Raw genomic sequence first — 11,451 nt, 5'->3', positions numbered from 1 at the left:
CGCGATCTCGGCCTAAGAGCCGCCTGCGGCGGTTGGCCTCGAAACGCTCGCTGCGGCTCGCAGTCCGGGCCGCAGATCCGAGAAGACCCCCGAAGCAGGGAGCTTGCGCAACGGAAGTTTGGGTTCCAGCCCAAATTTCCGTTGCCAAACAGATCGTCATAGACAAAAATTTTCCAAAACGATTGACAAAATCCGACAGACCCTTTATGATGGGAATGTGAGGTAACATGCACCAAATAAATGGTTTGATGCGGGTGTAAAGAGCATGAAAAAGATATGCGGCTTTCTTTTCCTATTCTTAACAGCCCTTTTTCCGATCTTTTCGATCGGGGTGGTTCTGGCGGACCTCTTTCTGCAAAAAAGCAGCGTTTCATTCGTCCTGCTTGTGGCGGGGACGGTCCTGCTTGTCATTGGGGTGGTCTATCTGTTCCTGCGCAGGGAGAAAAGGCAGGTGCTGTTTAGCCACGAGACGGACGAGAAGCTGTTCCGTTACCTTTCAAAAATGATGCGGTTTTCGCAGTTCCTGCTGATCGTGGACATCCTGTTCAAAGCGGTGCAGCTGTTTTACAGTCAAGCCGCTTAAAGGCGGGAGCCTGCGGTCCGGCGGCTGGATTTTGCCTGCCAGCGCGCTTTGTCCACCGGGATGGCAGGCCGGTCCCGGCGGCTGGAAAGCGGCTGTATCCGCAGCGGCACAAAAAATTTTCCAAACGGCTTGACGAAACGCTCCGGACGCGCTATAATAAAGACCGACGTCGCAGGTGTGGTGCAATGGTAACACTTCTGCTTCCCAAGCAGACAACGCGGGTTCGATTCCCGTCACCTGCTCCAGAACAAAAAGGCTTCGCAGATGCGGGGCCTTTTTTTATTACACAGCGATGCAGGTGGGTTATCCTCTTAAAAAGGTGCGCCGCAAGCGGCGTGGGATGCGGGGCTTTTGCGCCCTTCTTCGGGGGCCTTGGGGCTGAGGACCGGGCTGGGGGCTTTGTCTGCTTCCTATTTAAATAGAGAAGTGCCGCGCAGCCGCGCAAAAAATGACAAACTGGTAACAAAGCGGCGCGAGAAATTACAAATTGGTTACAAAATGGTTACAAATTGACTTGACGATCCGGGCTTTGGTGGTATATACTATAAAATAAGGAAAAAGAGACGCCGGATTTCCGGCGCGGCAGAAAGGGAGGGATACGGCATGAAGCGGGTTTTTGCGTCGATACTGGCAGTTTTGGTGGCAGCTTTCAGTGGGGTTGCCGCGGCGGCGGTGCGTGAACCGGTCGAACCGCTCGCCGTATCCAGCGAAGCGCGGGAGGACAGCTCCCATGTGGCCATGCTCGACGATGGCGACGCGATCCTCTGGGGGGATGGCCTGGCTGCGCTTTCGTTCCCGGAGGGGCAGGTCCCCGGGCAGTTTTACGCGCGGCTGTCCACCCGGGCGGACGAGCGGATCATGCAGACGTATGTCCGCCCGGCGGATGCGCGGGCGTGGTTCTATACATTCGAAGGGCGCCCGATGGTGCCCGGCGCCGGGCGTGCGGCCCTGACGCTCGGCATCCCCTGGGAGCGTGACGGCCCGGATGCGCCCGCTGTGAGCCGGGTTTGGATTTACGAGATCGACGGGGACGGGGGCCTGGCTGACCGGACCGGGGAATTCCGGTATTCCGACCGCAGCCAGGACCCGGTTGCAGGGTGGTCTGCAAACGTGCGGGTTCTGGGGAGCTACCTCATCACCGACCAGCCGCTCGCGCCCCGGCCCACAGCGGCGTCCCCCGCGATCCCTTCCACCGGCTCGTCCGCAGCCGCGGGGCTTGCCGCCGCGGGCGTGATCGTCTCGGGCGTGGCGGCGGGCGCGGCCCTCTGCCGGAAAAGATAAAATAGCCATCTCTTCGAATGCCGCCGGAAGGCGGCGTTCTTTTTTTCTGAAAAAGCGGGATACCGCGCGGTGGGCAGGCATGGCCCGGATGTGAAAAATTTATGAAAAAAGCGCTTGGGCGGCTTGTTTTTCCAGAATGGCGGGCGAACATTTATAGTAGGAAACAGGCGCGCGGGAATACCCGCGTGTCCAGCCAAAATGCTAGAGTAAGGAGGAAAAGCCATGTTATCTGTCAATTCGGGAAACTGGATGAATACAGTCCTGTCGGGATATTCCCAGATGAATCAGATGAAGTATCTGACATCGATAAGCAGCAACAAGAGTGTTGGGGCGGTGGGCGCTTCGCGCGCCACGTCGAGCAGTACGCTGGGGACGGAGGATACCAAGTTCCTGAAAGAGTACAGTGAGAAGCTGTCCAAGCTGGAAGCAGCAGCGGACAAGGTCATCAACGGCAAGGCCGACAAGATGGCGGCTGCGTCGGAAGACCGCACCGTCGCGACTGTCTCGGGCAAGCTGGAGAACAAGGACGATACCTACGAGCTGTTGGTTACCCAGACAGCGTCGGGGCAGGTCAACCGTTCCAACGGCTACGCCAGCGAAGGCGAACTCCCCGCACTGGGCGGCTCGCTCAAGCTCCAGACCGCAAAAGGGACCTACAACGTCAGCCTGAGCTCGGCGGGCGCAAAGACCAACCACGAGGCGCTCGAGAAGTTCGCGGAGAAGATCAACAGCCTGAACGCGGGGGTTACCGCGTCGGTCACCAAGAAGGACGGGAAATCCTACCTTTCGATTGAAGGGGAGGCAGGCACCGGCAGCGGCGGCTTCACAGCGAGCGGCAGCGCGGCGGAATCGCTCGGGCTGGACAAGGTCGAGACCGAGGGCCGCGAGGCGGTGTTCACCCTGACCAAAAACGGCGAGGAGACCGAAACCTTTACGTCCAAGACCAATACTGTCGAGGTGGACGGGATCACCGTCAACTTCAAGGGCACCGGCAGCACCAAGATCAAGGCGGGCGGCAGCGATTCTTCCGCAGCGCTCGACGCGATGGAAGACCTGGTCAGCGCGTATAACGACGTCATCAGCTTCCTCGAGAAGAACGAGGGCCGCGGCGTGGGCGTGCTCAAGCAGCTCAAGCGGATGGTGACCCCGCCGGTTTCCGAGCGTTCGCTCGAGATGATCGGGATGTCGGTCGGCAGCGACGGCAAGCTCAAGATCAACGGCGACAAGTTCATGGCGAAGATGGATGAGAACGCCAGCTTTGTCAAGGACCTGACCAAGCGGATTGCGGACAACTCCAAGCAGGACGCCCAGACCGGCCTGAACGCGCCTTCCGCAAGCCTGGTCGGCAGCTCGTCCGGCAGCACCGGCAGCGCAAACAAGAACATGTTCAGCAGCGTGGCGGGCGGCGCTTCGTTCGGCAACACCGACTATTTCAAGATGATGAGCACCTATAGCCGCATCGGCGTGCACAACATGTCCAACTATTATGCGGTTGGTATGATGATGAATTCGTTTATCTAACATTTTGTCTTTTGGGAGGGAAAATTCATGCAGATCGGGAACAATTCTGTTTATAATGCAGGCTATTCCGGCGCAACATGGTCCACTGCGGCGGCAAAAGCGGCGCAGAAAGCCTCTTCCGAGGCAGCGGATACTGCGGTGAAGGAGGAATCTTCCTCCGCGTCCGATCAGAAGGTCAACCAGGATACCTTCACCAAAACCGGGAACGACAAACCGGTCACCTACAGCAAAAACCAGCTGAATTCCGCACAGGTGCAGTCGCTCCAGCAGGCGGAGCAGGCGCGTCAGGACAGCTTTGTCAAGATGCTCCAGAGCATGGTGGTCAAACAGGGCCAGAAGAGCAACCTCACCCTGTTCGGGATGAACCTCTATGTCAGCCCCGAACAGAGCGCGGCAGCGGCAAAAACCCTCGAGCCGGGCGGCGAATATTCGGTCGACGCGGTCGCGGGCCGCATCATGGATATGGCCAAGGCCCTCTCGGGCGGCGACGCCTCCAAGATCGAAGAGCTGCGCAAGGCGGTCGAAAAAGGCTTCAAGGCCGCGGGCGTCGAGCTGGGCGGCAAGCTCCCCTCGATCAGCCAGAACACCTATACCGAGGTCATGAAGCGTTTCGACGACTGGGCAAATGAGTCCAAGAAAACTTCCGGCATCGAAGATTGATTCCTGAAAAAGGAGGGGATTTTTCCCCTCCTTTTTTCTCCCCTTAAAGGTGCGCGGCGTTTTGGGTTCCAGACCAAAACGCCCCCACTCGCGGCTTTCTCGCGCAGGCGCGAAGCGCGGCCAGGGCCGCGACAGCCGCTCGGCGCACCCCACAAGAGGGGCTGAGGGCAACGGAAGTTTGGATTCCCGACCAAACTTCCGGGGCGCAAGCGCCCTACTTCGGGGGACTTCTCGGACCTGCGGTCCGAAGCGCGGCTAAGGCCGCGACGCCCCCTCAGTTTGCCTTACGGGCTAGGGGGCAGTGCCCCCTCCCCGTATGCCCCTCCCCGGCAAGCTGGGAAGCTCGGCCCGTTCGGGCACTGTGTAGTGGGGTCAAGGCAACGGAAGTTTGGATTCCCGACCAAACTTCCGGGGCGCAAGCGCCCTACTTCGGGGGACTTCTCGGACCTGCGGTCCGAAGCGCGGCTAAGGCCGCGACGCCCCCTCAGTTTGCCTTACGGGCTAGGGGGCAGTGCCCCCTCCCCGTATGCCCCTCCCCGGCAAGCTGGGAAGCTCGGCCCGTTCGAGCACAGTGTAGAGGGGTTTTGCGGTACAGCCCGGGTCGAGTGGGCGAGGCCTGCCTGGGCAAAAAACAGGTCGAGGCGGGCTGTGACATGCGTGTCCCTTCCACCCAGCCAAAGGCGGGCACTCTTCCGGGGGATACATAAGGGGTTTCCCCTTATGTGTGCTTTTTACCTTGCTTTTTGCACAAGCAAAAAACAAGCCGTCCGCCCGGACGGGACCGGGCATCCCGGTGCCGCTTGCGGCACACTTCTCAAAAAAGGTAAGGTGCTGCACCGCTGTACATCCCCCACCATTGTCTGGGGGCGCGGGGGATCCATAAGGGGGTTTCCCCTTATGTGTGCTTTTTACCTTGCTTTTTGCACAAGCAAAAAACAAGCCGTCCGCCCGGACGGGACCGGGCATCCCCTGCCGCCGGAGGGCGGCATTCTTAATTTAAGAAGGCAAGGTACTGCGCAGCTGTACATTTTTTCATAGCGCAGCGTTTAGTTTTGGGGAAAAGAGACGAATACTTTTAGTAGAGAATGAAAGATAAGAGCCGCGGCACAGGGAAACCGACGGGCGGCGGGACAGAAACGAGGGGATTCGGAATGAAGATAAATTCGGTATCCGCATATGGAGTATATAAGCAGGCCGCCCGCAAGCCGGAAGCGGAAGGGAGCTTTGCAGCGGCGCTGGAAGCGGCGGGACGCAAGAAGCATACCGACCGTATTTCGATCAGCACGCAGGGAGCGCGGCAGCTCGAGGCCGAGCGGCTGACGCGTGCGGTGATGGATGAGATGCAAAAACCCTCCGACCCGGGGAAACTCGAGCGGATCAGCAGCGCGGTGAAGGACGGAACCTATCATATCCCGACCGGGGAGCTGGCGGATGCAGTGATGCAGCGCTGGTTGGGGCTGTAAGGCGGTGACCAGATGACCGAAGCAGAAAACAGGTTTGCGCAGTTGATCTTTAAATATGAGGCGTTCATCGACGAGCTGGCGGGGCAGGAGGAAACCAAATACCGCTCGCTGATCTCGTATGACGCGGGGAAGGTCAACCATGTGATCTCGAGCCAGCAGGCCGCGCTGATGCGGCTGGAGCAGCTCGACCAGAAACGGGAAGCGGCAGCGGCCGAGGCGGGGCTTTCGGGCCTGACCCTCGCGCAGGCGGCCGAGCGGATCGGCGGCAAAGAGGGGGAGCGCCTGAAAAAGTCCCTCCAAAAAATCCAGGAACAGATCAGCATGATCCGGTTTACCAACGAAAAATCCATCGCGTTCGCCAAAGCGAACCTGAAAGCATTGGGCAGCGCGCTGCCGCAGGAGGCCCCCGCGGCCTACACAGCGCCGGGAGCCAGGGCGGCGGAACGGGCGTCCAGCTCGCTGTTCGAAAAGAAAATCTAAAATTAGGAGGACTTTGGCTTGATTAGACCAACTTTTATGGGCTTTGACATTGCAAAGCGCGGAATTATGACTGCCCAGAAAGGGCTTGACATATCCGGACAGAACCTCGTCAACTGGGACAGCGATGGCTATACCCGCCAGCGGCTGGAGCAGGTGGCGGTGGCCCCCAACGTGAGCGCCACCCGTTACAGTTATAACCGCGCAGGGCTTGCCGGGCAGGGCGTGGAGATCAACGGCATTTCCCAGACCCGCGACAAGTTCCTCGACAAGCGGTTCCGGGAGGAGAACGCCGAGACCGGCTATTATGACAAGGTCAACAACCTGCTCGGGGATATCGAATCCACGATCGACGAGCTGAAGGTCAACGGCGACAGCGGCATCCGTTATTCCCTCAAGGAGATGATGGATTCGCTCTCCACCTTCTCCAAGGACGCGTATTCCGAAACCTATGCAAACATCGTGATGAACACGTTCAAGAATATGGCCCAAACCCTCCAGCAGCTTTCGATGAAGCTGGATAACGTGGCCTCCCAGCAGAAGTTTGACCTGAGCGTTTCGGTGCAGGACTTCAACCAGCTGGTGCAGAAGCTGGCAGCGGTCAACAAATCGATCGGCGACGACGTGGGCGCTTCGCTCAACCCGCATTTCGGGCCGAACGAGCTGCTCGACGAGCGCAACCTGCTGCTTGACGAGCTTTCCAAATACGGCGAAATCGAGGTGCGCACCAACAGCGACAGCACAGTCACCGTGACCATGAACGGCCATACGGTGGTGGACCGGGCGAAGTACGACCAGCTCGAGATGTTCCCCGACCCGAACTCCGAGCTGATGCACGATTCGACTGTCCCGGTGGAGGTGCGCTGGGTCTCGACCAACCAGCAGGCCGAGTTTAAGAATGGAATCATCAAAGGGTTTACCGACTTCATCAACGGCGCAGGCCCGGCCCCGGGCGAGGGGCAGACCTCCAAACGCGGTATCCCTTACTACCAGGCCAAGCTGGACACCTTCGCACAAACGCTGGCGGATACGGTCAACGGCATCATCCCGGACACCACCGCCCCGGAAATCCAGGCGCAGAAACAGCGGGTAGACGATCTCGGCGCACAGGAATCGGCGCTCAACGGCCTGCTCTCGACCTATAAAAGCCTACAGGCACAGTATGACGCAGCCGTTACAGCGGGCGATACTGCCAAGCAGGCCGATCTGGAGCGGCAGTGGGACGCTCTGGTTGCGGGCTACAAATATCCGGACGCGGCCGCGGCAAACAAGGGGTATGCCGCCCCAACCCTGACGCTCGGCACCACCACGGACGCGGTTTTTGACCCGATTCTGGGCAACACTGCGGCAGGCATCACCGGCACGCTGATCCCCGGCACCCAGCAGTATAAGGATATGGAAGCGCTGAAAGCCGATTTCCAGGAGCTGAACAAGAAATATGCTGCTGCGCAGGCAGCGGGTGACACTACCTACATGACCTCCCTGCAGGACAAGATGGACCGCCTTGTCAAGGAATACAACGACAAGGGCTACCAGAACACGAATATTGACACCGGCATCACCGGGCTGGGCGGCGTCAATCTGGCGGATGGCGCAGCCGGGGTGACCCAGGTGGAAACCGCGGTCAATGCGGAGCTGGCCGACGTAAAGGCGCTCAAGCAGACCCATGTGGAGGCGCTGGATACGATGATCGCCAACGCGCCCAAGAAAAAGCTGTACGGCTCGATCGACGGCGGCCCGATCAACGCGCAGAACCTGACGATCACCGACGACTGGAACGGCAACCCGAGCTATGTGATCTCGATTCTGGACAGCAAGCAGAACAACGCGCTCAACCAGCTGATCAACGCGCTGAATGCGGATAAGATCAGCTTCCAGTCCCGCGGGGAGCTGGTGGAATCCACCTTCAGCGATTATGTCACCGGCTATTCGACCACCCTCGCGGAGGACAAAAACTACTATTACAACCGCCTGGAAGCCACCACCGTCCTGAACAATGAGCTTCAGGACCGCCGGGACGAGGTTTCGGGCGTGGTGGTGGACGAGGAAGTCGCAAACGTCATGCTTTACAACAAGTCGCTGAGCGCGGCGTCGCGGCTTATGACCGCGCTTGACGAGGCGCTCGACGTCCTGATTAACCGTACCGGCCGGGTGGGCCTCTAATCTCAGGAGAAAGGTGAGGAAAATTTATGAGGGTAACACAAAGAAGCGTCAGCCGAAATTATATGCGCAACCTGAATAATACGCTGGCCAAGCGTGCGTCAGCGTTTGAGCGCGGCACCACCGGCGCGGCGTTCGACCGCCTTTCCCAGAATGTGGCGGACGGTGTGCGCGCAATGAAAATCCAGGAGGAGCGGCAGGCGTCCGAACGCCAGCTCTCCGCCACACAGGACGTCATCGACGAGATGAACTCGGTGTTCAACGCGCTCGACTCGATCGACGACATCATGAAAACGGTTGACGAGCGGGTAGTCCGCGCGCTGAGTGAAGAGGGCGGCGAACCGCGGCGCCAGGCAATCGCGGCGGAGCTGCATAGTATGAAAGAGCAGATTTTGCAGTTTGCGAATTCACAGTACAGCGGGAAATACCTGTTCAGCGATTCGGCCAATGCGGCAGCCCCGTTCGGGGTGGGCGCGGACGGCAAACTGACCTATAACGGCATCCCGATGTCCAAGATCGACCGCGAAAACGGCACCTATATTGATGAAGATGGGTTCACCCGTCCGCTGCCCAACGACAAGGAAATTTATATTGACCTCGGCCTGGGGATGCGGTTTGAGGCGGATGACGGCGATGTGGACACCCGCACCGCGTTCAAGACCTCGTTCTCGGGGCTTGATGTGCTGGGGCATGAGCCGAACGTCTACGACCTGATTACCGATATGGAGGAGGCGCTGGGCTACCCGAACGGCAAAGCGGGCGGGACCTATAACCGCGGCGCACTCGAGAGCGCACATACGGCGTTTGACGAGCTGACCGACGATATGCGCCTTTCGCGCCTCGATCTGGATACCCGCGCCGGTTTCCTGAACCAGCTGGAAACCCGGCTGGAATCGGATATCACGACCCTGACCGAGAGCGAAAGCAACCTCGTTTCGGCAGACCCGGCCGAGGAAGCAATCAAACTGAAAGAGTCGGAATATACCTGGATGGCAGTCCTCCAGCTGGGCGCAAAACTGCTGCCCACCTCGCTGCTCGACTTCCTGTCCTAACCCGGCTTTATCCCCCTGAACCAATCTTAGGATCTGTTCGGTATTTCCTTTCTGCAAGGGGGCTTTTTCTCTTGCAAAAAGCCCCCTCTTGCCGCTTCGCGGCAATTCACCCGAAAAATGCGCTTCACAGGATAAAGTATTTCGCTCATTGCGGCGGGCGGAACCCCTTGCCCGGGCGCCGGGCGCCCGCCAGAGATAGACAGCAGTTCCCAATTACAGTACGTTTTGTTTCTTGGGAAAGGAGGTGTTTTTGTGCAGTTGATCAGAATTACCAGCCAGCCAATCAAATACAACATCCAGACGCAAAGCGCCCGTCTTGAGATGGAGGTCCCGAAGCTGCCGAAGGGTGAAATGTCGCACGATCCCACCCGGATCGACCTGCATACCCAGAACGCAAAGGTCAATGTGGATACCACCGAGCTGTTCGAAAGCCTGAATGTCAGGTCGGTCGGCTCGTGGCTACAGGTGTTTGCGCAGCGGGGCAGGCAGAGCGTTTATCAGAAGATCGGGGAAGAGGTGCAGCTGGGAAATCAGATAGGGGAGATTGACAAAGGTGTGACGATTGCACAGATCGTCCAGCAGAAGATGATGCAGTCGGCCGACATCACCACCTATACCGAGTTCATCCCGAGCGGCAAGGTGCGTTCGAGCTACCAGCCGTATGACGTTTCGCTCGATTACCACGCTGGTTCGGTTGAAACCGAGTGGCAGAAGCAGCAGAATGTCATGAACTACATTCCCGGCAAATTCTCGATCGAGATTTTGCAGTATCCGAAGGTATCGGTTGAATGGCTCGGCTCGCCAACCTATGTGCCGCCCAGTGCGGACCCGAATTATGTGGAAAGCTGAACCATCCCACATTTGAAACGAGCAGGCAGCCCTTGTTTTTCACAAAAGCGGGGGTTGCCTGTTTTGCGTGGGGAGCACAGCCGCCGGAACCGGCATCCCCGCCCCGGAGCCAGAAAAAACGTTTTGGTTCCGCCCGCCCGCAAGCCAGATCACATTTTATGAATCAGTCGCAACGGAGGATGATGAGATGAAAATTCGTACCAGGGATTTCGGGGTCATCGAAATCGAGGATACCAGCGAAATTACTTTTGTCAGCCCGATTCTTGGGTTTGAGAACCAGAGCCGGTTTGTTTTTCTGAATGACGATTCGATCGGCAGCCACTTTGCATTTTTGCAGTCGCTTGAGGAGCCGGAGCTCTGCTTCATCCTGGCCGACCCCCACGCGGTGGTGGCCGACTACCTCCCCGAGCTGCCCGCCGCGTTCGAAAAGCAGATCGGCGAGGAGGACTGTATGTGCTGGCTGCTGGTCGTGCTCAAGGATACCCTCGAGAATTCCACGGTCAACCTCAAAAGCCCGATCGTGGTCAACCCCTCCCGCAGGATCGCCGGTCAGGTCGTCCTCGAGGGGGACTGGCCGGTGAGATATCCGCTCGTCGGCGGAAAGGGGGTACGCTGAATGCTTGTACTTACCAGAAGGCCCGGGGAATCGCTGCTCATCGGCGAGGACATCGAGGTGAAGATTATCGAGTCCGCGCCCGACCGCGTCAAGCTCGGTATCACTGCTCCGAATGACGTCCGCGTCCTGCGCAAGGAGCTCCAGCAGACGATCGACGAGAACCGCCAGGCCGCCGCTCCCGCCGCCCCCAACCTGAAAGACCTCCTGCACAAACTCTAGGGGCAGCATCCGTTTGGCCCCTTGGTGCGCGGCGTTTTTGGGTTCCAGGGCGCATGTTGTTTTGGGTTCCAGACCAAAACAACGCCCTTCGCTTCTCGGGCTTTCAGCCCGAAGCGCGCTTACGCGCGACGCTCGGGCAGGATGCGCCTCACGGGCTAGGGGTCAAAGGCAGCATCCGTTTGGCCCCAGCCCAAACGGATAGGCGCTCGCGCCTTCCTCGGGTCTTCTCGGGCCTATGGCCCGAAGCGCGGCATACGCCGCGACGACCCTGCGGGCTGCCTCACGGGCTAGGGGTCAGCGACCCCTCCCCGTGTGCCCCTCCCCGGCAAGCCTTGTGCACCGATCCGTTCGAGCACAGTGTAGAGGGGTTCTGCGGTGCGGCCCGGGTCGAGCGGGCGGGGCCTGTCTGGGCAAAAAACAGGTTGGGGCGGGCTGTGACATGCGTGTCCCTTCAGCCCAGCCAAAGGCGGGCACCCTTCCGGGGGTTCCATAAGGGGGCTTCCCCCTTATGTGTGCTTTTTACCTTGCTTTTTGCACAAGCAAAAAACAAGCCGTCCGCCCGGACGGGAC

The 11,451-nt window shown here is 59.1% G+C and carries 11 protein-coding genes and 1 tRNA gene; all 12 read left to right on the top strand.

Annotated elements, in window-relative coordinates:
* Positions 1 to 265: 265 nt before the first annotated feature.
* The 12 genes from D5269_RS15770 to csrA all read left to right on the top strand — a co-directional run bounded on the left by D5269_RS15770 (position 266) and on the right by csrA (position 10,881).
* Positions 266 to 583, top strand: coding sequence for a hypothetical protein (locus D5269_RS15770; RefSeq protein WP_120486832.1), 318 nt, complete (start codon positions 266 to 268; stop codon positions 581 to 583).
* Between the two features lie 171 nt (positions 584 to 754).
* Positions 755 to 828, top strand: a tRNA-Gly gene (locus D5269_RS15765).
* A gap of 358 nt (positions 829 to 1,186) precedes the next feature.
* Positions 1,187 to 1,864 (top strand): hypothetical protein, encoded by a 678-nt coding sequence (locus D5269_RS15760; protein ID WP_016317894.1) that lies wholly within the window; start codon positions 1,187 to 1,189, stop codon positions 1,862 to 1,864.
* A 222-nt stretch (positions 1,865 to 2,086) separates the two neighbouring features.
* Positions 2,087 to 3,385, top strand: a complete 1,299-nt coding sequence (locus D5269_RS15755) for a hypothetical protein (protein WP_120486833.1) — start codon at positions 2,087 to 2,089, stop codon at positions 3,383 to 3,385.
* Positions 3,386 to 3,412: 27 nt separating this feature from the next.
* The gene (locus tag D5269_RS15750) at positions 3,413 to 4,045 is read left to right on the top strand and encodes a hypothetical protein (RefSeq protein WP_016317892.1); all 633 of its coding nucleotides are present in this window, start codon (positions 3,413 to 3,415) and stop codon (positions 4,043 to 4,045) included.
* 1,151 nt (positions 4,046 to 5,196) lie between these two features.
* The gene (locus tag D5269_RS15745) at positions 5,197 to 5,508 is read left to right on the top strand and encodes a flagellar biosynthesis anti-sigma factor FlgM (RefSeq protein WP_016317889.1); all 312 of its coding nucleotides are present in this window, start codon (positions 5,197 to 5,199) and stop codon (positions 5,506 to 5,508) included.
* A gap of 12 nt (positions 5,509 to 5,520) precedes the next feature.
* A complete protein-coding gene (gene flgN, locus D5269_RS15740; protein WP_120486986.1) occupies positions 5,521 to 5,988 on the top strand; it encodes a flagellar export chaperone FlgN in 468 nt (155 codons plus the stop codon).
* 18 nt (positions 5,989 to 6,006) lie between these two features.
* On the top strand, positions 6,007 to 8,148 hold the full coding sequence (gene flgK / locus D5269_RS15735; protein ID WP_147408041.1) for a flagellar hook-associated protein FlgK: 2,142 nt from the start codon (positions 6,007 to 6,009) through the stop codon (positions 8,146 to 8,148).
* A 26-nt stretch (positions 8,149 to 8,174) separates the two neighbouring features.
* Positions 8,175 to 9,197 (top strand): hypothetical protein, encoded by a 1,023-nt coding sequence (locus tag D5269_RS15730; RefSeq protein ID WP_120486988.1) that lies wholly within the window; start codon positions 8,175 to 8,177, stop codon positions 9,195 to 9,197.
* A 252-nt stretch (positions 9,198 to 9,449) separates the two neighbouring features.
* Complete coding sequence (locus D5269_RS15725; RefSeq protein WP_120486989.1) at positions 9,450 to 10,046, top strand: DUF6470 family protein; 597 nt, start codon at positions 9,450 to 9,452, stop codon at positions 10,044 to 10,046.
* A 187-nt stretch (positions 10,047 to 10,233) separates the two neighbouring features.
* Positions 10,234 to 10,662, top strand: a complete 429-nt coding sequence (locus D5269_RS15720; RefSeq protein WP_016317884.1) for a flagellar assembly protein FliW — start codon at positions 10,234 to 10,236, stop codon at positions 10,660 to 10,662.
* Entirely contained in the window at positions 10,663 to 10,881 is a 219-nt protein-coding gene (csrA, locus tag D5269_RS15715; RefSeq protein ID WP_016317883.1) for a carbon storage regulator CsrA, read from the top strand.
* Positions 10,882 to 11,451 lie beyond the last annotated feature (570 nt).

This window comes from Anaerotruncus sp. 1XD42-93, assembly GCF_009917605.1.
Taxonomy (GTDB): domain Bacteria; phylum Bacillota; class Clostridia; order Oscillospirales; family Ruminococcaceae; genus Anaerotruncus.
This window is presented reverse-complemented; position numbering and strand designations above follow the sequence as displayed.